Consider the following 21,628-nt stretch of genomic DNA (forward strand, 5'->3'; position numbering starts at 1 on the left):
AAATGTACTCTTATAAAAGAAAAAAACTCGCCTTTTACGTACCTCTGTCCAAATAGGAAACAGAAAAGAACGAAAAGACGAGTTTTAGTGTGTGTAATGTAATAGTTAGAATAGACACATCATTTTTATGCTAACAATTTTTAATTCTTTAATGCTTCAACAACTGCTTCGCCTAATTGATGAGCAGATTGAGGATTTTGCCCTGTAAGAAGCCGCCCATCAATGTGAACCACTTCTGAAAAAGCTCCACCAGACTGATAGTTTGCTCCTTTTTCTTTCAAAGCATCTTCTGCTAAGAATGGTACTTCATTCGTTGTACCATTTGCTTCCTCTTCTTCATTACTGAACCCAGTCACTGTACGTCCAGCTAAAATAGATTTTCCAGACTCATCTGTAACTGGCAACAATCCTACAACACCGTGACAAACAGCTGAGACCAGCCCTTCATTTCGATAGATTTGTGAAGCGACTTTCCCAAGATCTATTGCTTCTGGAAAATCCCACATTGTTCCGTGGCCACCAGCATAATAAACCGCTGCATAATCATTTGCATCCACATCATCAGGACGTAAGGTATTTCCCAAGGCCCGATTTCTGAAATCTTCATCTTTATAATAGGCCCAATCGATTTCATCCATATTCAAAACACTTTGCGGTTCTAAAGGTACATATCCGCCTTTAGGACTGACAAAATCTGCATCGATCCCATTTTTTACTAATACATCATAAAAATGAGTCAGTTCACTTAACCACAAACCTGTAGGACGCTCGATCTTTTCGTACTTTTCTACATTTGTTAATACGATCAATACTTTCATTTTCCCATCCTCTTTCTATAAAAATTGCGTTATTGATAACGTGCTTTCAAGAAATTATATAATGGACTTGGCAAATAAAGCTCTTTATATGCTTCTTCGAAGGGTTTCGTTACAAATTCATCCTCACGGTTTTCCAATAATTTCTCTGCCCAGTCAGGATCGACGATCATTTGCTGTCCAATTGCTGCAAGTTCTGCATATTTCAATACCTGCTCTACATCTTCGCGATTGCGGATCCCACCGACACCAACTAAAGGGATCTTTCCTTGAATCGTGTTATGGACCACTTCAAGAATCGATTTATCGTTGTATTTATCAGAACGAGCTATTCGATCATACATATTTAATGAAACATGCAGATAATCTAGTTTTGACTCACGTAATCGTTCAAGAAGCCAGATCGTGTCTTCAAAACGGATACCTGGTGTTTCATATTCTTCTGGTGAGAAACGATACCCTACGATGAATGGTTTTTTAGCATATTGTTCAACCGCTGAGAAAACCGTTGTTAATAATTCTTCAATAAAACGATAACGACTTTCCAAGCTACCGCCCCATTGATCCTCTCGTCTATTCGAATGCGGAGAGAAAAATTGTTGAATCAAATACGTATTTGCTCCATGCAACTCGATTCCATCAAATCCTGATTCAATCGCTCTGCGTGTGGCTTCGCCAAATGCTTGGATTGTTTCTTTGATTTCATTTTCACTTAATGCTCGCGGTGTTTCTGCATCAGGTCGTTCCGCTGCAACTGCACTTGCAGATACAGGCTGTTCTCCTGATAGAGTAGCTCGACTAGTCATTCGTCCACCGTGGAAAATCTGAACAATCGCTTTTGCACCTTCTCCTTGGATTGCTTTAGCTAGTTCACTTAACCGAGGAATCATTTCATCGTGAGCGATGCTCAGTTCACCTGGCCAGCCTTTTCCGATATCTTGGACATTTGCAGCACCAGTAATAACAGCACCAAGTCCTTTAGAACGTTGTTTATAATAAGTGATCTCATCTTCGGTGATCACTCCATTGAAGAAGCTGAGTTGTGTCGTCATAGGCGACAGCATCAATCGGTTCTTCAATTGAACTCCTGAAGGTAAAGTAATTGATTGATCAAATTGTGACATTGTCATTCCTCCCATAATTCGCTCTGATTAACCTATCGAGAATCATCTATCATTAAACCACTCTGTTAGTTGCACATGCAACTAATTTGCTTAAAAAATTTTTATTTTTTTTGTAACTTATCTGTTGCTTCATTCATTATCTCGGCTAATTCTTTACTTGCTTCATTTCCCAAGACTGCTTTGTACGACTGATGGAGTTCTTCCCAACTACCATCGACTTCCTTAGTAAATTGGCGTCCTTGTTCTGTAAGATAAACTAATGACAAGCGCCCTTCGCTAACTGTTTTGACGTATCCTTTATATTCTAATTTTTCAACAAAACGAGCGATTGTTGAAGGCGCAGAATAGAGCATTTGTGCAATATCTTTTTGCGGTATACCATCTTTTTCTTTTAATATCAATAAAATAAATCCATAAGTTGGTGCCAGACCTGTTTTTCTAAACGCTTCATCAGCTAATTTATTCAATAGGCGATCTAGCTTTTTCACGCTAAAGAAAAGACATTCATCCAACGCTTTTTCAATTGGCTTTTCCATTTCATCCCCTCCATTGGCGTACATATCATAGTATGATTTTTATTTTTTGTCAAAAAACACGGAGTAATGACCGCCTCCTCTGTTTAGTTTTGAGAAAAAGAAGTTGTGACAAAAAATGTGTCACAACCTCTCGGTAATACGTTTCAATCAAATAAGCTTTTCTTTATTTACTTCCACCACAAATGCTTCATATGGTCGTAACTCGACTTTGCCGTCTGGTAACTGTTTCAGAGGATAATTTGACACAATAATCCTTAAAGCTTCACGTGGAACAGTGAACACCTGTTTTTCACTAGACATATTGCAAACAACGAGCCATCGCTGATCTTCATATATGCGAGAATAGGCAAAGACATGCTCTGGCGTCTCTTCTACTAATTCATAGTCTCCCCAGACGATGATGTCATGTTTTCTACGCAAATCGATCAATTTCTTGTACATATAAAAAACAGAATCTTGATCTGCTAACGCTTCTTCTGCATTGATTTCTTTATAATTTGGGTTGACTCGAAGCCATGGAATTCCAGTAGTAAACCCAGCATGTTCACGGGCGTTCCATTGCATAGGCGTCCTAGCATTGTCTCTTCCTTTCACATTGATTGATTCCAAGATTTCCTCTTTTGTAAATCCAGAAGAAATCCTTTCGTTATACATATTGATTGTCTCAATATCTTTTGCTTCCGCGATATCATCAATTGGGCAATTCGTCATGCCTAATTCTTCTCCTTGATAGATATAAGGAGTACCTTTCATCATATGAAGCAAGATAGCAAACATCTTGGCACTTTCTTTTCGATACACATCGTCATTTCCCCAACGAGAAACAATTCGCGGAAGATCATGATTATTCCAAAATAAACTATTCCATCCTTCACCACCCAAAGAAGTTTGCCATTTCGATAATACTTTTTTCAGTTCAGAGATACTCAAGGGTTTCAAATCCCATTTGTCTTTGCCTTCTTGCTGATCTAATCCTATGTGTTCGAATTGGAAGACCATGGATAATTCATTTCTTTTAGGATTGGAATAAAGTTTCGCGATTTCGGTAGTTGCTCCCCATGTTTCGCCAACAGTCATCAGATTTTTGTCACCAAAAGTTGCTTGATTCATTTCCTGAAGATACTCATGCAGTTTAGGTCCATTACTTGTGATTTCTTTATCCGGTTCTTTGCCAATCATATCGATCACGTCCATACGAAAGCCACCAATACCTTTATCGATCCAGAAATTCATCATTTGATAAATCTCTTGGCGAACCTGTTTATTTTTCCAATTCAAATCAGGTTGACGCTTGCTATACAAGTGCAGAAAATATTGCCCCGTTTTTTCATCCAACTGCCAAGCAGAACCACTGAATATTGAGCGCAATCTATTAGGCTCTTTTCCATTGACCAGATCACGCCAAATATAATAGTCCCGATAAGGATTTTCTTTATTTTTACGGGCCTCAATGAACCACGGATGTTCATCAGAAGTATGATTCACCACCAGATCCATGATGATACGGATATTTCTTTTCTTTGCTTCTTCAATCAGTTCTTCCATTTCTTCCATCGTACCGAATTCTGCCATGATTGCTTGATAATTACTGATATCATACCCATTGTCATCATTCGGAGACTCGTATACTGGAGAAAGCCAAATTGCATCAATACCTAAATACGCCAGATAATCCAACCTGGAAATAATCCCCCGCAAATCTCCAATACCATCTTGATTTGAATCTTGAAAACTTCTTGGATAGATTTGATAAACAACTGAATGGTGCCACCATTTTTGTTCCATGATTTTCCTCCTATAAATGGATGTTTCTATTTTTTGCTTAATCATTTATTTTAGTCTCTCTCACTAAAAATTGTAACGCTTTCAAATAGCTATTGCACCTTGTTATCGGTAACAGAATAAAACAAAAAAACAGCTGAGGAAATTTCCTCAACTGTTTTTTGAAAGGATTGATTTATGCAGGAAAGAATGCTGATTTCACAACTTCTTTATAAACGGTGTTCACTCAGCTGTCCCTTGGTATTAGCTCAAAAAACGGCAAAATATAAGAAACTATTTTTTCGTTTTTTTCTCTAATACTCAGGCCAGAACACTGATTTCACAACCTCTTTATAAACGGTGTTCACTCAGCTGTCCCTTGGTATTAGCTCAAAAAACGGCAAAATATGAGGAACTATTTTTTCGTTTTTTTCTCTAATACTCAGGCCAGAACACTGATTTCACAACCTCTTTATTTCACATTCAATATCCACATGAATCCCACGAATACAAAGAACAGACCATACATGATGGGAGATACTTCTTTTCCTCTTTTAGCTGCTAACATGGTAATTGGATAGAAGATAAAACCTAATGCAATCCCATCTGAAATACTATAAGTCAAAGGCATGCCGATCAAGATCAAGAATGAAGGGATCGCAATCTCTAATTTTCCCCATTCGATTTGTCGCAAAGATTGTGCCATCAATACTCCTACCATAATCAATGCTGGTGCAGTTACTTGTGAAGTAACAACTGATAGTAATGGAGAAAAGAACAAGCCTAACAAGAAGAAAATCCCTGTAGTAATAGCTGTGATACCTGAACGTCCTCCAACGGCGATACCAGCTGATGATTCTACAAATGCACCAACAGGAGAAGTACCTAATAAGGAACCCGCAAGCATAGCTGTTGAATCAGAAGCTAAAGCTTTCCCTACGCGAGGCATCTTGTTGTCTTTCATGAAACCTGCTTGGTTTGCTAATCCAACTAAAGTTCCTGCTGTATCAAAGAAAGTCACAAGCAAGAATGTCAGCACTACGACCCACATTTGAAGAGAATTGATGTCCCCTACATGTTTTAATGCAACTAAAAATGTTGGTTTCAAACTTGGTGCTGCGGCAACAATTTCAGAAGGCATTGGAATCAAACCTGTGACCAGACCTAAAATCGTTGTAGCTGCCATCCCGATGAAGATGCCACCTGGTACACGCCGAACAAGCAAGATAGCAGTTACGACTAATCCAAAAATCGTCAACCAAGTAGAACCAACGTTGAGTGATCCTAATCCTACTAATGTAGATTCATTCGAAACGATGATCCCACCTTCGCTCAGACCAAGGAAAGCGATAAATAGACCGATACCGCCAGAAATCGCATATTTCAAATCTGCTGGGATCGCATCAATGATCATTTCCCGCAGCTTGAAGATTGTGATCAAAATAAAAATCAAAGAAGCAACGAATACGCCGGCTAATGCTGTTTCCCATGGAATCCCCATTCCTAAACAAACAGAATAAGCAAAAAAAGCATTGATCCCAAGAGCAGGTGCCGTTCCAATTGGATAACGGGCTAATACCCCCATTAAAATACAGCCGATCGCACTGGCTAATGCAGTCGCAGTAAACACTGCTCCTTCATCCATTCCAGAAGCACCTAATACAGTTGGATTTACAAATAAGATATAAGCCATTGAGATAAATGTTGTAAATCCTGCCAGTACCTCACGTTTTACCGTGGTGTTCAATTTTTCTATTTCGAAGTAGGAAAGTATTTTTTCCTTCATCTTCCATCCCCCTAAATCCGAACATTATAAATAAAGTCCGTTAAAATTTCGATTTATTAATAAAACAACGTGTTTTATCATATACTAAAACAAAACATAAGTAAACAAAAAATTCGGATTTTAAGCAAAATCCGAACGTTCCATCTGATTAAATCTCTTTATCTCAAAGTTCATGAACATTCACTTTGGATTACAAGAATTTCTTTATTGTGTTAATAAAGTTTCTTCATTCTAGTCTCAAAAATCAATAGTGTGATTTGATTTTACCATTTCGTTTCTGTTCTTCTTTGATGAATTCTTTTGTATCGACAGGATTCAGATTATTTAGTCCGCCAAAACCTGTATCGACCATTTTTCCCCAGACTTTTGTCTTCTTTTTTCCTGATTTGAGATTCTTTGCTCGAAGCTTCTCACTATGTTTTGCTCGCCGATACTTCAAATAACCTTCTAATCTTCCCATTAGATCCACTGTTTTTCCTCCTTTTTATTCAATCAGACGACTCAGCTTTTCCTATAACAAAATAATTGCCTTCAGGGTCAGAAAAATTGAAAGTCAAGATGCCATTGTTATCTGTGATTTCTCCTGGTTCTTCCATGTTCTCGTAGATAGTCTCAAATTCGTCCGTAAAAAACACTAAAGAAGGCGGTGGTCCTAATACTTCTGGTGAAAATTTCTGCACAAATACTTTTGGGAATACGCCTAATTCTAATTCTTTTGAGATGCTGAGTACAATACTCTTAAATTCTTCTGGCAATTCGATTGTTTCAGAAATTTCTGCACCAATTTTTTCTACAAAGAATCGGCAAATCATCTCTACGTCATTGACATAAAGCATCACACGTGTTTTTTGTATCATCGTTTGACCCTTCTTTCTATTTGATTTTCTTTCCTGTCTATAAACTGATTTCATTATATCACGAAAGCGCAAACACCTTGTGTTTGATACTATTCAAGAAAAATAAAGCAATAGTTTCTAGGATTGCTTTCCTCCACAAACTTTTTTTACAAAAAAAAAACGGCAATGAATGCCGCTCTTCTTTTTTCGATTCTTTTATAATTCTGCTTCTGATTCATCTTTGGTTAGTGTGTGTCTAACACTAGTTACGCCAAATGTTTGATCGATTTTTTCCTTCAACGCTTCGATTGCCTGTGCGCCACGTGCCGCTTGTTCAGCATTGATGGATTCAATGACCAGCACCGCTGCTTGTGTTTCTTCCGTCAGCATCGTTCTTTGGGCTTCACGCCAGTTGAGACAGCGACAGATCGCTCCTTGTTCATCATAGTAGATGATTTCTTCCGGAAGTGCCGGAGCATCGGAATCTGCACCTAAAGGCAGGAATGATTCGCCACCTTGGGCTTTTCCTAAATGCAGATTTCCTGCGATCTTTTCGATATCTTCTCCGCCGCAAGGTACGCCAAAAGACAAGGAAATACTATTATAGATATCTACAAGCGGATTGATTGGGAAAAATTCCCGTTCTTGATTTGCACGTTTCAGTAAAGCTTCAATAGAAGAACGTGCACCTTTTTTAGTCTTGAATGTGGTAAATGCCTGACGCCACTGAGCAATGACTTCGTTTTGGCTGAATGTTTCTTCTGTAAGGTAATTTCTTGCTTCTTTTGCTGCCTCATTCAATAATTGATGATACGTTTCTTCACTTTCTTTTGTTACGTGGTTATCGATACCATTTACGGATAAGATTTCGATGGTTGCTTCAGGAAATACTTCCCAGAAATTGGTATCCACTATTACTTTTTTCATCTGTTCACACCTCTTGATTAGAATAATTGCTTGATGAATAGATAGTCTGTTTGGGGATCATCTCCCATATAAAAAACATGTTCGCTGTATTTGATAAATCCTTTTTTACGATAAAAAGCGAGCGCAACATCGTTGTGTTCCCAAACACCGAGCCAAATGGCTGTTTTTTGCTTTTCTTTTGCTTTTTCAATAGCTGTATCTAGTAAAAATGTACCGATACCTTGATGTTTAAATTTTTTTCGTACATAGATTCGCTCGATTTCTAAAAAATGATCAGCCATTTCCTCAGATTGACTCGTTCCTGTATTTAGTTTCAGGTAACCCGCAGGCTCTTGATCGATACTCACTAGGAAAAAATCGGTTTCTTTATCTTTTAGCTCTTCTGTAAGTTTTTCTAGTGCATAAGCTTGTGTCAAGTAATCAGCTAAATGCTCCTGTGAATTATCTTTTCCAAATGTATCTGTAAATGTTTCGATACTAATTTGTTGTAGTAAGTCTACATCTGAAGGCGTCATTTTTCGAATTTCGTATTTATTCACGGCTTCTTCCTTTCAATAGATCCTTTTATTGCCTTTTTTGACAAAATTCCAATCTTCGCTAACATTCTTGCATACTTTATTTAAAAGATATTCCAATTGTTTTGCTTCTTCGTCAGAAAGACCATTTAATGCGACTGCATTGGAGTAGTTGTTTTCTCGAATGATGAAAGGATAGATTTCTGCTCCTTTTTTAGTCGGATAGAGTTTCTTGATTTTTTTATTTTCTTTATCTTCCAAACGTTCGATCATCCCATTGGATTCTAATTTCTTGATTGCTCGGGCAGTCGTTGTACGATCTACTTTGATCATTTCTGCTAGTTTTTCTTGGATGATTCCAGGATTTTCGCAAATACGTACTAAATAAAGATACTGTCCTCTTGTTAAATCGACTTCTTTGAATTCGATATTGCTAATAGAATCTAGCGCTCGGGCAATCATTCCGATGTCTCGAAGGATTTCAGCCATTTCATCCCACCTTTATTTTGTTTGTAAGACTAGTTTACCTCTTTTTGTTGCAAATGCAACTATTTTCAATAAAAAAATCAAGTTCTTTTTTAATAACTAGTAAAGTATATTCTTTTCTTCTTTTACGAAAAAGCTCAATCACAATAGATCTGGTTTTTGTTTTCTAAAATAAGTAACTGTTTCTTCGTTGTTCGCTTTTCTGATAGCTTTGGCAACTCTTCTATACTAAAAAATCCCATGTTGGAAGTTTCATTATTCTCAATAAACTTGGCCTCTTCACCGTGGATCGCACAAGCAAAAACAAGTTTATAATACTGAAAAAGCTGTGGAATATCTTTTTGTTTATTCGTATCAAAAACTGCTCGCAACTGAGTAGTTTCTACTGTTAATCCTATTTCTTCATAGACTTCTTTACGCACATTTTCTTCAGGAGACAATCCTATTTCAGCAAATCCACCAGGAAGTGACCATTCTTTCGTCCGTTTATCTTCGATTAGTAGGACCTTGCCTTCTTTTTTGATATAGGCACGAACATCTATTTTTGGTGTTGGATGTCCTTCTCCAATCGTTGTGAGCGCTTTTATTTCTTCGAAAGTTTCTTTTCCTATTTCACTGATCAATTCCAATGAAATCGTCCGGATCTCCTCAAAACGCTCTTTATCAAATACATCTTTTCCATAATATAGACCAGCTTGAGAAAGTGCGAGTAGTCTTTTGTATTGAGCCAACTTCTTGTTCATTCTCTTCCCTTCTTTTTTAGCAAATGTATGACTATGTAATCAAGTATAGAAGACTAGTTTAATTACGGCAAATAAATATAATGAAATCTGCAATAAATAAAAGAATGTTAAAAAACTCGAGAACAAAAGACATTCGACTTCTCTGGGGCTGTGAATAAACGGCGTTCAAAAGCTTGCATCTGCAGTAATAAGCCCCACCAAACGAAAAATATGATGAGCTATTCTTGTTTGGCTGTTCTTATTAATTGAGGCAGGACAGCTTTTTCACAACCTCCCCACTAAACGGTGTTCAATCAGCTGATGCTCGGTATTCACTAAAAAAACGGCAAAATATGAGGAGCTATTTTGCCGTTTTTTTCTATAATACTCATATTAAAACACTGACTTCACAACCTCTTCCTTAAACGGTGTTCAAAAGCCAATTTTTCGATATTAAGCCATTTCTTTGTTACTTATTGTCATTGATTTCTTTTTCTAATTTATCCAATAGTGGAGTGTAATCCACTTGAGTATAGTCTGTTACATCAAATTCATATAGTGTTCCTAACTGGAATTTGTCATATTTTCGGTCGGCGATGATCTTTTTGAATGCTTCTTTCGTAATATGATTGGTCCCTTTCGTTCGATCTTCCAATACGTCACCATAGTGATAATGATCCATGATATAGCTCAAATGACGATCTGATTCACGATCACGTTTGTACCGACGTTGCCATAACACTTCAAAGTCTGCTGTTAGGCGAATCGTGATCACCTGATATCCGTATCTATCTGCTAATTCTTGGAGTCGTGCTTTTTGCTTATCACTAAAAGGATACTCGGACACAATCACTTTCTTTCCTGCTTCCATATACAAATCAAGTGCTTTGTAATAGAAAGGATAAACTTTCGTCCTTTCTTGTTCCGCCCGTTCTTCCAAATTGTTAAACCCGATGGATTCTGCATAGTATTCCTTGATTTCATCGAGCGTGATGGCATACATATCTGGAAATCGTTCCCGTAGTTTATTCATAAGATATGTTTTTCCTGTACCAGGACTACCAGCCAGAAGAATGAAATACTTTTTCATCTCATTTATTTCCTAAGTTAATTGGACTTTCCAAGTTCATAAACAGTCCAATCTTATGCTTGACAATTTCTTTTACTGCTTCATTTGCTGGAATCACATTATGGCGAAGAGACTTGTTGATTTCTGTTTCACTAAAGGTTTCTTTAGCTACTTTCGTCCAGTTGACTAAAAGCTCCGTTCCAACATTGAATTTGCGGATCCCGTTATTGATCAATTCAGGATAATCTTCTTCTTTCACACCTGTTCCTCCATGGATAACTAGGGGGACATCAACTACTGCATCGATTTCTTTCAGCAAGGGAATGTTTACTTCTGTTTTTGATTTGAATTGTCCATGATTCGTACCGATAGCAATAGCTAATGCATCCACGCCTGTAGCTTCTACAAATTTCACTGCGTCTTCCGGTCTTGTATATACCTTGTCATTTTCAGCGACATGGATTCCTTCTTCTGTACCGCCGATTGTTCCAAGTTCTCCTTCTACGGAAACACCGTGCGCATGGGCATATTCTACTACTGCTTTTGTCTTCAGGATATTTTCTTTGAAAGGCAGATGGGACCCATCATACATGACAGAAGTATATCCGCTGTCGATTGCTTCTTTGATATCATCAAAGTCTCGGGCGTGGTCTAAGTGCAAGACTGCATCAACCATTTCTTCTTCTGCAATAGCTGTCATTACATTGACTAACACATGCATGCCGATATATTTAGCGGTATCGACACTTGTTTGAATAATGATTGGCGAACCCATTTCTTTTGCTGCGCCTAGCATGGCAGGAAGCATTTCTAGGTTATGCGTATTAAAAGCTCCAACTGTAAAATTCAACTCTTCTGCTGTTTTTGTTACTTCTTTCAATGTTGTATACATCTTTTATTGCCACCTTATCTTTTTATTTGTTTCCTTTGATCGTTACTTGTTTTGCAATTTGTCGCATCTCATCCATTTTGCCCATGTAGTAATCGATCCCTTGATCATCACCAGCACGAGCAGCATCTGCACGCTTCTGGTTATAGAGGCTCATCAGTTTTTTATACCCATCTCCGATCGTCTGTTTATTTTCCAAGCTCTTTTCTAAATATTGGATGGCTTGATCGTTCTCATACAATTCAGAAAATTTAAGTCCAACTTGTTCATAAAGTTCCGCTAATTTATGCCTATCTTGGGTAGTGGAAATCTCTTGTTTCAATTGTGTAATCTCTGATTGAATCTTTTCGGTCGCTTCTGGCGATAGGGCTTTTTCTTCTTTTGCCAGAACTTTTTTCGGTTCTTTTTCTTTTTTCTTAAAAAATCCAAACATCATTTTCCCTACTTTCAATTAAAATGCTTTCAAAACTGGGCTTAAGATCCAGGCATATAAGAGTGCTGCGGCTACTGTATCTACATCGGTTGCTGTAGCATTGATGAATCCCATCGAATTAAAGATCGTTACTAGCAAAGCGGGCAATAATGTAATAAAGAAACCATGAGCAATACCGCCAATGATCGCTCCTCGGCGTCCGCCAACTGCGTTGCCAAATATCCCTGCTGTCCCTCCGGCAAAGAAATTGGTTAGCATACCAGGTAAAATCATCGCTAAGCCGAACATGGGCAAAGTAAACATGGCAATAATCGTACCAATCGTTGTCGTAATGAAACCTAAAATGACAGCATTTGGGCTATAAGGAAAGAAAACTGGACAATCTAAGGCAGGGATCGCATCAGGAACTAATTTCATAGCTATCCCTCGAAATGCCGGCACGATTTCACCTAACAGTAGACGTACACCAGCTAGCAATACATACACACCCACTACGAATTGGATGGCTTGTAAAAAGGCAAACATGATATAGTTTTGATCTCCTGATAATTCAGAAGCGAATGGTTCGCCTGCAAATAAAACAGTGATGATATATAGCGGGACCATCACGACCATGACAGACAAATAAGTATCTTGCAGAAATTCGAAATGTGTCGGCAACTTGATATCTTCGATCGACTTTTTATTTTCGCCTTTCTCACCAAAAAGCTTAGCAACACCGGCTTCAAATAAGTACCCGATCGTACAAAAATGACCTAAAGCAATATCATTTGATCCAGTGATTTTACGAATGATCGGTTGCGCTACTGCCGGCATAGCAATGGCGAAACAAGCTCCGATAAAACCACCGACCAAGATCAATACGATCCCTCGCAGACCGGCAAAATAGCCAAAGACTGTCGTCATCGTTGCCATCCATAAAATTGCTTGACCAGTTAAAAAAATGTACTTCCATTTTGTGAAACGAGCCAAAATAATATTGAATACAAAAATGGCTAAGAATGTCAGTGCAATATCTCTACCTAAACCCAAATCATTCATTGCTTGACCATTGATAGATTCAATAGAAGGGATGATCCCTTGCATATGAAATCCTTCAGTAAAGATTTTCCCGAAATAAGTTAAACTTCCAACGATGATGCTCGAACCGGCACTCAATACTTGAAATCCTAGGAGTGTTTTTAACGTGCCAGAGATGACTTGTCCTGCTGATTTCTTCTGCAGTAGTAGACCCAACATAGCAATCAATGCAATGGTGATCGATGCCTGAGTCAAAATATTTTCGATGATAAAATTGATAACGCCCATGTTTTTACCCTCTTTTCTTTTTGTATTTAGATAACTCCCTTATCTTGCAGAACTGGGGTGATTTTTTCTTCAATTTCATTTTTTGAAACAATATTTTTCAAATAGATCATCGCCGTTTTAGGATCAACTGCGAACTTTTCGAACTGCGAACGAAAATTTTCTGCTGTGATGATCACATCTGGTTTCATGGAAACTGCGGAAGAAATATCACAATGGTCCAGTTTGGCTTCTACTCCTAATTTGTTCAAAACATCCTCAGCAGACATCTGTGCTGCAAAACTGCTTCCTAAACCTGCACCGCATACGAATAAAATGTTCAATTTGTTCATCTTTGTTCTCCCCCGTATCATTTATTATTTCTCAACTACTGAAAAAAGCAGTTGTTTGAAATCTTCGATATTTGTGCATTCAATCAATCGATCCAATTTCTCTTCGTTGTTGATCAATTCAATTAGTTCTTTCATGATGTTCAGATGCGAGTAGGAGTCTACTGCTGCCAAACAAAAAATAATCTTTACTGGATCCATTTCAGGATTACCGAAATCGATTGGTTGCTCAATCGTAGCTACGCTGACTCCTAATTTATTGACCCCATCTTCTGGTCGGGCATGGGCTAGCGCCATGTGTTTGCCAATCACGATATACGGTCCATATTCATTCACTGCACGAATCATCGCTTCGACATAGCGCTCTTCGACAATGTTTTCTTTAACCAATGGTCTAGCAGCTAGTTCAATCGATTCCTCCCAAGTAGTGGCTTTTTCTTTGATCATGATATTGCTGTCCGTCAAAATATCTTTTAACATAGGCTGGATCTCCCTTTTGTTGATTTCTAAATTGTTTGTTTCGAATAATTTTTCTAACTTGCCATAGATGATTCGATCTACTCGGCCACCACTTTCTTTCATGACATCTATTATTTGAGTGAATAACTCCGTCGATTCATGACTGTTAGGCTCTAACCGCTGTAGTTCTTCATTTCTTTTCAAAAAGTCTTCTATAACCAAGATATTCGTCTCAGTTAAAATCGGATCGACAACTAAAAGCGGCTTATTTCGATAATTCAATTGAAAGGTGCTGAAAACCAGATTGACATCCAATTTATCTACTAATTCGATTTCTTTTGAACTTAAAACTGCAGTAATCTCGATCTGAGGAAACTTTTCTTTCAGATTCTCTGCTAACAGATTTCCAGTAGCCATCCCATGGTTACAGACAACGACTGATTTATAAACATAATTCAAGTCTCGCTTGATTACACTGGCGATCGTCGAAAAGTGGATGACAAGAAAAGCTATCTCGTCCTCCAGTATCTTGCCACCAATTACTTCTTCGATCGTAGGAACAAAATGAGTGACTGCGCGGTAGATTGGGAAATAATTTGTTCGGATGTTTTCTTTCAATGGATTCATGACTTGGATATGATTCTTGATTCTTACAATCAGTGCAGCCATGTGCTTATAGAGATTTTCGAATAAAGCTTCTTCCTTTAGATGGAAAGGTACGTGTGTCTCGTTCTCTACAAATTGGATCAATTGGATCGTTAGTAATTGAGCTTGTACCCACTCGATTGAATTGGAGATATCTCTAGCATTGAACGTCTCAATAGTGAAACGAAGATAATTTCTTTCTACTTGCGGGACATTGTCCAATTGAAATTCCTCGATCATGTGGTCAATAAATGCAGAAAAGCTACTGTCTTTTATTTCTGTATTTTTCCAATTAATGGCAGAGATAAATTCATGTTTCCTGATTCGCTGGATCCAGATCAATGTAAAAAGCAGGATTTGTTTTTTATAAATATCATCTTCTTGTTTCAACAACTTATTGGAATAGATCTCCTGTATTCTTTTGATTTCCACCAAAGGAAAATAATGGAGAAAGATTTTTTGAGCCGGTGTTAATTGTGCATCTTGATTCATAAAGAAGCCGGTCATTCCCAGATTCTGATTGATAAAATCATAGATCATCGTACGGATAGATCGTTCTGAACCTTTATAAACCAGTCCTTGCTTTCCATAACTGACGATCTCTATCCCATAACTGACCAGTGTTGCTCGTAACCGTCTCATATCTTCATCTAATGTACTTTTAGAGATTTGAAATTCTTCTTCTTTTTTGTTTAGATGGATCGGGATTCGGCTGTAAGCAACGGCTAAAACTAGATCAAAAATACGTTCGCGCCGATTCAAAAAGCCGTCTTTCACATCTTTTATTTCAGTTTCTAATCGAGCTTGCTTTTCCTTTTCCAGCTTCAACAAAAAACCTTTGTTGCGAATTGTACGGATCTCCGGAAGCTTTTTACTGCTCAACCAGATATTCGCTTCAAGAACTTCCTGACGAATCGTCCGCTGACTGACATTGAACTCACTTGCTAGATGTTTTGCTTTTACTGGATATTGGGCTGTCATGATTCTGTGAAGTATTTCAATTGTTCTTGTTTTCATAGAAATGATCTCCTTCTGATTTCAAGTATATGGTTCCGCTTACATAATAAAAAGTAGATATTTCTGCCACTTGAAGTGGAAAGAAAGTAAGCAAAGCAAACAAAAAATAAGCCATATGCTTTTTCATCTCCTCAACGAAAAAGACATACGCCTATTATTACAAAAATTTTGCCCATCTATACAAAAAAGAGGTTGTGAAAAAGCTGTCCTGCATCAAGTAATAAGAACAACTAAACTAAAATAGTGCTTCCTATTTTTCGTTTGGTTGTTCATATTATCGCAGATGCAAGCTTTTAAACACCATTTAGTGGAGAGGTTGTGACAGAGATGTTCAGCCTTGAGCGATAAGAAGCGATTTTGAAAAATAGCTTCCCATCTTTTACAAAATCGTGCCTTATTGCCGATAGGCTATCTCTGGCACACCGTTTATTCAGAAAAAGGAGCTGCAACAAGGCTTTTGTCACAGCTCCATTCATAAATATTTCCTGTCAATCCAGCATAATCGGCTGAATAAAATCGGCTTGCCATCTTTTTTCTTTCTCAGAAAAATCAAAATACCATATCTGAGAAAAATACTGTCGTTGTGTCTTACTTCCTGAGATCAATCGCCCATCTTTTCGATCGACTGAATAATCACAGCATCTGAAATCAATTCGGATGGCAAAACTATTTTCGTGGATCTGTCGATAATTTCCTACTTCCTGAATAGTTATTTTTTTAGTATGATTTCTTACACCGTCTGCTTTGTTTTTTTGCAGAACTTTCTGATGTTCGGCAAACAGCTTGTCTGTATAACAGCTTCTGGCTTTTTCAGGAGTTTCTTCTTCCCAAGCGGATTGGATCTTCATGAATATCTTTTGGATTTCCAGAAACTGTGCTTTCTTTTCTTTAGCCGTTCCTGACATGCGGGACAATATCTCCGCTTTCAGCCTTTTCTTTTGTCTTTTATTCTTGACGATAGAAAAAGCAGAAACCCCTCCTACTGACAAAACAGCTAATGCAAGAAATCCCGTTTGCTCATAACTAGAAGGACCTGTACTTGGACCATAATACCCATAAGAATCTCTGCCGTAAGAACGACTGCCAAAATAACTGCCCCCATATGAACGACCGCCAAATGAACCTCTGCCCGAACTTCGACCGCTAGATGTACCTCCACCATGACCACCCGCGACAGCGAATCCTTGGGTCGGCAGAGCAAACAAACATAGGCCCACTAACAAAATGATTGCTAAATAATTGATTTTTTTCATTGTCTTCCTCGTTATCTTTTATTACAAAAAACTATTTTTATCATAGCCTTGCTAAAAGGAAGAGTCAATAACCAGATGCATAAACTGTTTTTTTAGCAATTTTGTCTTATTTAGTCATTGAGTAACATCGGACAGATGTATGTGTCGGCAGTCCATAATTCCTCTATCTTCAGCATGAACAAGCTTGCAGACAAGAGATCTGCGCTTCCTCCAGGAGAGATTTGGTTTTCCTGACAAAAGTGCAACAGTGCTGTAAATGGACGATTTGGTAAAGCACTTTGACTAGCAGCATGAGCAAGTTTTTGCATTTCCACTAACGTTTTCTGATCACTGCGATGCAATACGCATGTGTCATCTAGCGAACTCATCAAAACTAACAACATATGCATTTGTTTCTGTACATATGAATCATTATCTAGCTCCTTAGCTGCTTGGATTGCAAGCCTGATATGCGGATACCCTAATATCGCTTCTTCATATGCACCATTTACGCCATATTTTTGCTTCACCGTATGACCATGAGTGGTTTTTTTATGACGATATTTTGTATCAGGAAAAGCAGCAAGCTTGCTGACATCATCAAGTATTTTCGATAAAGAAAAAGGCTGTTCCATACTGATTTTTTGTGCAATGACACTGATCAATAGCCCCATTGCCCAAATCGCTCCTTTATGGGTATTGATGCCATTTGTAGCAATCAGCATTGCCTTTTCCGCTTTTCGCCCAATCTCAGCAATTCTTTCTCTTAACTCCTGATCAATAGCATGATGCCACGCTATTTGAGCCATTTCTTCAAAAAAAGGAGTTAGCGTCTTAGCAGACTTAAGAAATAAAGCATAGTCCATATCGGAATGTGCACCCGCATCCAGTGCATCCACTAATCCAGGTTTTGGACTTAATGTTACTTCTGCGATCAATGCTTCCTCTACCAACGCAGCGAGTTGCTGAGTCACTGCTTTTTTTCGTTCGTCATTTATCATGACACTCACTCCTTCTTCCTACTATTACTTGCTGAAACCTTTTTTGATAGCTACCCAAATGATATGAAGTAACCAGCTTAAAGCAAATGCACAACTTGCCGTCATTAGATAAGCTACAAGAATCATGACTCCTGAAGGTAACTGCAGCCAACTATCTTTAAACAATAATAACAGTACTTGGAAAACAAATACATTGGCTAAATACGTACGATAAGCATAAACAGACAACCATTTGAACAATGGCAATTTTGGCGAATCGTTTACAATCATTTTGGAAGCGCCTATGAAGACAGCAAAGATGATGACTAAACTGTATAAACTTTGGAGCGTATTCAAGTAAGGCGCAGTCGCAAAGCTCAAGTCTCCTGGATGTGCGAGCAATGAACGGACAGAAAAGAACGCGATAACTAAGGCAACAGGTAAGAAAAGATAACGTACTCTGTCCAAATATTGATAAACTTTTTCATGATAAACAAATGCGGCTACCCCATAAATCCCGTAAATCATGAAACTAGCAACAAACCGATCTAACAAGTACCAGCTGTCATGATAAGGCTCAGTCAATACTTGTGTTTGATAGAACAGATACCATGCGACATATAAAATCGTTGAACCAATCAATACTGGCCATACATATTTTTTATTAGCAAATACTTTGTAACCGAGCCAAACAAAAAACGGCATGAACAATTGGATCTGCAGCATCATAACGGTATACCATAAATGAGGCGCTCCATCACCTGTGACATATTTCAGTAAAAAGCTTGCAGTATCCGTATACGGAGTTTGTTGTTGGACTGCTGGAAATAGCCAAAGATAAGCCGTCGTCCATAGAAGATACGGAACGACTAGTTCAAAAAACTTTTCTTTCAAAAATTCCCAATAAGACAAATGCTGGCTTGTTTTTACCATATTATAAACAATTGCAAAAATAAACATTGGTGCTGTGTATTTAACGATGACGTAAAAGGTACCAAGAAAAGCTGTATTTGTTGCGCTGTGGCTGTTTGCCAAAGCAAAGCTCAATATCGTTTGCATCATAACAGCCGTTACAGCTGATACTTTCTGGAAGTCACTTACGTTGATTTTGATTTTTTTGTTTTCAAACATCTCTTTCTCTCTCTTTTTCTTTATTACCAAAGTTCTTTGGTTAATTTAGGTCCTTCGACTGTTTTCAATAGAATTTTTTTCTCTGGCTCTCTCAAATACTCTTTTAGTGAAAAACCGCCTTGCCGAGTCACTACTTGGGTATCGAATTGCTCAAAAAAAGCAGGATGCGATTGAATTACCTGAATTGGCAATTCAATCGGTGAATCTGCGTACAGTAGCAAATCAAAATCACTGGTTTCTTTTACTGCCGGAATCCCAGTCGATAATTCAAATCCTAAGCTGCCGCCGATTCCCCATTTACATCCTGATAATATGTTTCTAGCAGCATGAAATTGCTGATAAACAGGATAATCCATGATTTTCTCTTGTCTATACGATTCTTGTTCGATGATGTCCCACGGATGAATGACTTGTTTGACGGCATGTTTTGAGATTTCTGTTGCCCATCTCTGATTGCGGGCAGGTCCACGTAAACCAATCGGTAGTATTTCTGCGTGATCCGTCGACGCACGACGAACTGTTCCGAACATCTTTTCAGTTAGAACGACCCATTCAGGCAAGGTAAACCCTTCTATTTCATGTTTATCAAAAAGGACAATATCATGTGCTTGAATCATTTTTTATGCATCCCATTCTTCGTCCATTTTGGCACGGACTTTATTTGTTTCGACACGTCCGAATGTTTTGGCTGTTTCGTTTGTGTATCGATTTGTCAGCATCGTGTCATTTGTATTGCGGACATCTTGAATGGCTTCATTGATTGCTTCGATGACTTTGCTGACATTTTGTTCTGAAGAAGCTTGGTCGGTGATATCTTCTAGGAAATGATAGATCGCTCCTAGTTTTGTATAATTATTGATATCGTAAGCGATAGCTGGAACTTTTTCAGCAGCTGCTTCGATTTCAGCAACCGAACGTTTTGTCACACGTGCAGCACTTTCTTTAGACATCGCTTGGACGGTAATTTCTTTATTGTTTAAAGCAATCAAGCGGCTTGATTGTAATCCATGTGCTAAAAATGCACCTGAAATAGCATTTCCTGCAATCAATCCAATAACTGGATGTCCAGCTTGACGGAGTTTTGCATAAGCAGCAGCACTATTAGCCAAAGCCACATGGATACCGATCAATTCTTCGTTATAGCCGTATGCTTGGCTTGGTACATCGATCACAACGATGATTGGCCGTTTCACTTTTTTGTCTTTATCTTCTTCGTAAACGTGATCCAAAATTTGTCCCATGCGGAAACCTTCAACTAAACCAACTTCACCGTTTCGTACACGGTACATCGGGTTTTTAGGATCAGGTACGATTGATGTCACGATGGCTTCTTCTATGAATTTACTTGATTTACCATAATACACAGTACTAATAGAAGAAGTTGGATTTTTCATGCCAGTTAGTGCCGCAAACCAATCGTAACCAACACTTGCTGCAGCTGGTTCATTTCCTTCTGCTACTTCTGGTAAGTCAATTGATTTTGCTTGATGGTTAGCAATTGCTTCATTGTAATCGTCAATGGCCATTGGTTTTGAAAGATCTAAAGAATCAAGTAATGATAAATAAAATGCTGAGCTTTCACTGCGATGCGTGTCTTTTCGTTCGTCCATTGCTGCGATGACAGCAGCTTTGATTGCTTCTACACTATCAGTCACTAATTCATCAATGATTTTTGATTCTACCCGTTGACGAGATCCTAATGTATTCCAAATCAAGTCTTTGTCACTAGAATCAAATTCTCGAACGCCTGCTTCTTGTTCAATAACTTCTGGTCCATTCAAACCGACTCTCGCTTTTTTTGTTGCGATTAAATAACTCATTAATGCTGAAGTAATCGACATACCGCCAAATGATCCTACACGTCCTGGAATCAAACCGATGACTGGTACATATTGTTTTAGAGCAATGATTGCATTTCCGATTTCTGAAATAGATAACAGTCCGTAGTTTGCTTCTTGCAAACGAACACCACCTGTATCTAGTACAATGACTGGAAAGATCTCATTTCCTTTTTTATTTTCTTCTAACACATGTTCAAGTGCAGCAACGATTTTTGCACCGGAAACTTCACCGATACCGCCACCTTGGAATTTTCCTTCCATAGCGATTACTACTGCTTGTTTGCCATTGATCGTTCCACGGCTGACAACGATCCCGTCATCACTTTCAGGGACGATTCCTTGTGCTGGTAAACTTGGCGCGATGATTTGATCGAATGGGCCAATCAATTCACGTCCATTGTCAAGTAGAGCATTCACTCGTTCTCTGGCATTTAATTCTACAAAACTATTTTTCATCTGAAAGTTCCTCCATTGCTTGCGTCAATCGCAGGTACACAACTCCTGGTGTAGCACCGAAGTCATTGATAACGATATCTGCTGAAATTGGATAACGATCAAAAAATCTCGTTAATACATTGTTCCATACTTCGCCGAAGCCATCGCTTCCTGTACAGATTTTTACAGTAGATTCTGTTTTTTCTGTTGGAAACATCAAGATTTCCAAATCTCCTGAACCGACCACTCCTACATGAATTTTCTTATTGATCGGCTGTTTCGTTGGATATTTATAAGCTAATTGTTCCATGGATCTCTCCCCTTTTTGTAAAACAGAGCATACACGTTCTGCTTA

General features: G+C 38.2%; 23 protein-coding genes. All 23 read right to left on the minus strand.

The features are described from left to right. Nucleotides 1-140: 140 nt before the first annotated feature. Nucleotides 141-818: a type 1 glutamine amidotransferase domain-containing protein gene (locus RG571_RS01030; protein ID WP_002319529.1), complete on the minus strand. Its 678-nt coding sequence runs from the start codon at nucleotides 816-818 to the stop codon at nucleotides 141-143. A 29-nt stretch (nucleotides 819-847) separates the two neighbouring features. Further along, nucleotides 848-1,939, minus strand: coding sequence for an NADH-dependent flavin oxidoreductase (locus tag RG571_RS01035; protein ID WP_002328304.1), 1,092 nt, complete (start codon nucleotides 1,937-1,939; stop codon nucleotides 848-850). 101 nt (nucleotides 1,940-2,040) lie between these two features. Continuing rightward, nucleotides 2,041-2,475 (minus strand): MarR family winged helix-turn-helix transcriptional regulator, encoded by a 435-nt coding sequence (locus RG571_RS01040; RefSeq protein ID WP_002315975.1) that lies wholly within the window; start codon nucleotides 2,473-2,475, stop codon nucleotides 2,041-2,043. Between the two features lie 147 nt (nucleotides 2,476-2,622). Next, nucleotides 2,623-4,260 carry an alpha-glucosidase gene (locus RG571_RS01045; protein WP_114634711.1) on the minus strand — a complete coding sequence of 546 codons (1,638 nt, stop codon included), beginning with the start codon at nucleotides 4,258-4,260 and terminating at the stop codon, nucleotides 2,623-2,625. Between the two features lie 448 nt (nucleotides 4,261-4,708). Beyond that, nucleotides 4,709-6,022, minus strand: a complete 1,314-nt coding sequence (locus tag RG571_RS01050) for an NCS2 family permease (RefSeq protein WP_002307889.1) — start codon at nucleotides 6,020-6,022, stop codon at nucleotides 4,709-4,711. 244 nt (nucleotides 6,023-6,266) lie between these two features. After that, nucleotides 6,267-6,491: a hypothetical protein gene (locus RG571_RS01055; RefSeq protein WP_308947432.1), complete on the minus strand. Its 225-nt coding sequence runs from the start codon at nucleotides 6,489-6,491 to the stop codon at nucleotides 6,267-6,269. Nucleotides 6,492-6,510: 19 nt separating this feature from the next. After that, nucleotides 6,511-6,933, minus strand: coding sequence for a VOC family protein (locus tag RG571_RS01060; protein WP_002376108.1), 423 nt, complete (start codon nucleotides 6,931-6,933; stop codon nucleotides 6,511-6,513). Between the two features lie 141 nt (nucleotides 6,934-7,074). Further along, on the minus strand, nucleotides 7,075-7,785 hold the full coding sequence (locus RG571_RS01065; protein ID WP_002296773.1) for a B3/4 domain-containing protein: 711 nt from the start codon (nucleotides 7,783-7,785) through the stop codon (nucleotides 7,075-7,077). Between the two features lie 17 nt (nucleotides 7,786-7,802). Further along, on the minus strand, nucleotides 7,803-8,300 hold the full coding sequence (locus RG571_RS01070) for an N-acetyltransferase (protein WP_308947447.1): 498 nt from the start codon (nucleotides 8,298-8,300) through the stop codon (nucleotides 7,803-7,805). 36 nt (nucleotides 8,301-8,336) lie between these two features. After that, nucleotides 8,337-8,789, minus strand: a complete 453-nt coding sequence (locus RG571_RS01075; protein ID WP_002294693.1) for a MarR family winged helix-turn-helix transcriptional regulator — start codon at nucleotides 8,787-8,789, stop codon at nucleotides 8,337-8,339. 134 nt (nucleotides 8,790-8,923) lie between these two features. Further along, nucleotides 8,924-9,529: an NUDIX hydrolase N-terminal domain-containing protein gene (locus tag RG571_RS01080; RefSeq protein ID WP_114634712.1), complete on the minus strand. Its 606-nt coding sequence runs from the start codon at nucleotides 9,527-9,529 to the stop codon at nucleotides 8,924-8,926. A gap of 448 nt (nucleotides 9,530-9,977) precedes the next feature. Then, a complete protein-coding gene (locus RG571_RS01085; RefSeq protein WP_002294697.1) occupies nucleotides 9,978-10,598 on the minus strand; it encodes an AAA family ATPase in 621 nt (206 codons plus the stop codon). 1 nt (nucleotide 10,599) lies between these two features. Further along, nucleotides 10,600-11,469, minus strand: coding sequence for a class II fructose-bisphosphate aldolase (locus tag RG571_RS01090; RefSeq protein ID WP_002294699.1), 870 nt, complete (start codon nucleotides 11,467-11,469; stop codon nucleotides 10,600-10,602). A 22-nt stretch (nucleotides 11,470-11,491) separates the two neighbouring features. Further along, nucleotides 11,492-11,899 (minus strand): hypothetical protein, encoded by a 408-nt coding sequence (locus tag RG571_RS01095; RefSeq protein ID WP_002307887.1) that lies wholly within the window; start codon nucleotides 11,897-11,899, stop codon nucleotides 11,492-11,494. 18 nt (nucleotides 11,900-11,917) lie between these two features. Then, the gene (locus tag RG571_RS01100) at nucleotides 11,918-13,207 is read right to left on the minus strand and encodes a PTS sugar transporter subunit IIC (RefSeq protein WP_002294703.1); all 1,290 of its coding nucleotides are present in this window, start codon (nucleotides 13,205-13,207) and stop codon (nucleotides 11,918-11,920) included. Nucleotides 13,208-13,233: 26 nt separating this feature from the next. Beyond that, nucleotides 13,234-13,536, minus strand: coding sequence for a PTS sugar transporter subunit IIB (locus tag RG571_RS01105; RefSeq protein WP_002287534.1), 303 nt, complete (start codon nucleotides 13,534-13,536; stop codon nucleotides 13,234-13,236). 24 nt (nucleotides 13,537-13,560) lie between these two features. Beyond that, entirely contained in the window at nucleotides 13,561-15,654 is a 2,094-nt protein-coding gene (locus RG571_RS01110) for a PTS sugar transporter subunit IIA (protein WP_002339541.1), read from the minus strand. A 488-nt stretch (nucleotides 15,655-16,142) separates the two neighbouring features. Next, nucleotides 16,143-16,907: a TIM44-like domain-containing protein gene (locus tag RG571_RS01115; protein WP_002339539.1), complete on the minus strand. Its 765-nt coding sequence runs from the start codon at nucleotides 16,905-16,907 to the stop codon at nucleotides 16,143-16,145. Nucleotides 16,908-17,017: 110 nt separating this feature from the next. Beyond that, nucleotides 17,018-17,887, minus strand: coding sequence for a triphosphoribosyl-dephospho-CoA synthase MdcB (gene mdcB, locus RG571_RS01120; RefSeq protein ID WP_002339538.1), 870 nt, complete (start codon nucleotides 17,885-17,887; stop codon nucleotides 17,018-17,020). Nucleotides 17,888-17,911: 24 nt separating this feature from the next. Next, entirely contained in the window at nucleotides 17,912-18,997 is a 1,086-nt protein-coding gene (locus RG571_RS01125) for an acyltransferase family protein (RefSeq protein WP_139902974.1), read from the minus strand. A gap of 23 nt (nucleotides 18,998-19,020) precedes the next feature. Further along, a complete protein-coding gene (locus RG571_RS01130) occupies nucleotides 19,021-19,614 on the minus strand; it encodes a malonate decarboxylase holo-ACP synthase (RefSeq protein ID WP_002325259.1) in 594 nt (197 codons plus the stop codon). 3 nt (nucleotides 19,615-19,617) lie between these two features. Then, nucleotides 19,618-21,294 (minus strand): biotin-independent malonate decarboxylase subunit beta, encoded by a 1,677-nt coding sequence (mdcD, locus tag RG571_RS01135; protein WP_114634716.1) that lies wholly within the window; start codon nucleotides 21,292-21,294, stop codon nucleotides 19,618-19,620. Further along, nucleotides 21,284-21,583, minus strand: coding sequence for a malonate decarboxylase subunit delta (locus tag RG571_RS01140; RefSeq protein ID WP_002287548.1), 300 nt, complete (start codon nucleotides 21,581-21,583; stop codon nucleotides 21,284-21,286). Before RG571_RS01140 ends, mdcD begins: the two co-directional genes overlap by 11 nt. Nucleotides 21,584-21,628 lie beyond the last annotated feature (45 nt).

Source organism: Enterococcus sp. FR204, assembly GCF_031143325.1.
GTDB classification, from domain to species: domain Bacteria; phylum Bacillota; class Bacilli; order Lactobacillales; family Enterococcaceae; genus Enterococcus_B; species Enterococcus_B faecium.

Bases quoted from the DNA above. Each gene is read 5' to 3' on its own strand.
- mdcB (WP_002339538.1), bottom strand. From the start codon at position 17,887: ATGATAAATGACGAACGAAAAAAAGCAGTGACTCAGCAACTCGCTGCG.
- RG571_RS01045 (WP_114634711.1), bottom strand. From the start codon at position 4,260: ATGGAACAAAAATGGTGGCACCATTCAGTTGTTTATCAAATCTATCCA.
- RG571_RS01065 (WP_002296773.1), bottom strand. From the start codon at position 7,785: ATGAAAAAAGTAATAGTGGATACCAATTTCTGGGAAGTATTTCCTGAA.
- RG571_RS01035 (WP_002328304.1), bottom strand. From the start codon at position 1,939: ATGTCACAATTTGATCAATCAATTACTTTACCTTCAGGAGTTCAATTG.
- RG571_RS01050 (WP_002307889.1), bottom strand. From the start codon at position 6,022: ATGAAGGAAAAAATACTTTCCTACTTCGAAATAGAAAAATTGAACACC.
- RG571_RS01140 (WP_002287548.1), bottom strand. From the start codon at position 21,583: ATGGAACAATTAGCTTATAAATATCCAACGAAACAGCCGATCAATAAG.
- RG571_RS01060 (WP_002376108.1), bottom strand. From the start codon at position 6,933: ATGAAATCAGTTTATAGACAGGAAAGAAAATCAAATAGAAAGAAGGGT.
- RG571_RS01070 (WP_308947447.1), bottom strand. From the start codon at position 8,300: ATGACGCCTTCAGATGTAGACTTACTACAACAAATTAGTATCGAAACA.
- RG571_RS01125 (WP_139902974.1), bottom strand. From the start codon at position 18,997: ATGTTTGAAAACAAAAAAATCAAAATCAACGTAAGTGACTTCCAGAAA.
- RG571_RS01085 (WP_002294697.1), bottom strand. From the start codon at position 10,598: ATGAAAAAGTATTTCATTCTTCTGGCTGGTAGTCCTGGTACAGGAAAA.
- RG571_RS01075 (WP_002294693.1), bottom strand. From the start codon at position 8,789: ATGGCTGAAATCCTTCGAGACATCGGAATGATTGCCCGAGCGCTAGAT.
- mdcD (WP_114634716.1), bottom strand. From the start codon at position 21,294: ATGAAAAATAGTTTTGTAGAATTAAATGCCAGAGAACGAGTGAATGCT.
- RG571_RS01095 (WP_002307887.1), bottom strand. From the start codon at position 11,899: ATGTTTGGATTTTTTAAGAAAAAAGAAAAAGAACCGAAAAAAGTTCTG.
- RG571_RS01040 (WP_002315975.1), bottom strand. From the start codon at position 2,475: ATGGAAAAGCCAATTGAAAAAGCGTTGGATGAATGTCTTTTCTTTAGC.
- RG571_RS01105 (WP_002287534.1), bottom strand. From the start codon at position 13,536: ATGAACAAATTGAACATTTTATTCGTATGCGGTGCAGGTTTAGGAAGC.
- RG571_RS01110 (WP_002339541.1), bottom strand. From the start codon at position 15,654: ATGAAAACAAGAACAATTGAAATACTTCACAGAATCATGACAGCCCAA.
- RG571_RS01100 (WP_002294703.1), bottom strand. From the start codon at position 13,207: ATGGGCGTTATCAATTTTATCATCGAAAATATTTTGACTCAGGCATCG.
- RG571_RS01115 (WP_002339539.1), bottom strand. From the start codon at position 16,907: ATGAAAAAAATCAATTATTTAGCAATCATTTTGTTAGTGGGCCTATGT.
- RG571_RS01030 (WP_002319529.1), bottom strand. From the start codon at position 818: ATGAAAGTATTGATCGTATTAACAAATGTAGAAAAGTACGAAAAGATC.
- RG571_RS01130 (WP_002325259.1), bottom strand. From the start codon at position 19,614: ATGATTCAAGCACATGATATTGTCCTTTTTGATAAACATGAAATAGAA.
- RG571_RS01080 (WP_114634712.1), bottom strand. From the start codon at position 9,529: ATGAACAAGAAGTTGGCTCAATACAAAAGACTACTCGCACTTTCTCAA.
- RG571_RS01090 (WP_002294699.1), bottom strand. From the start codon at position 11,469: ATGTATACAACATTGAAAGAAGTAACAAAAACAGCAGAAGAGTTGAAT.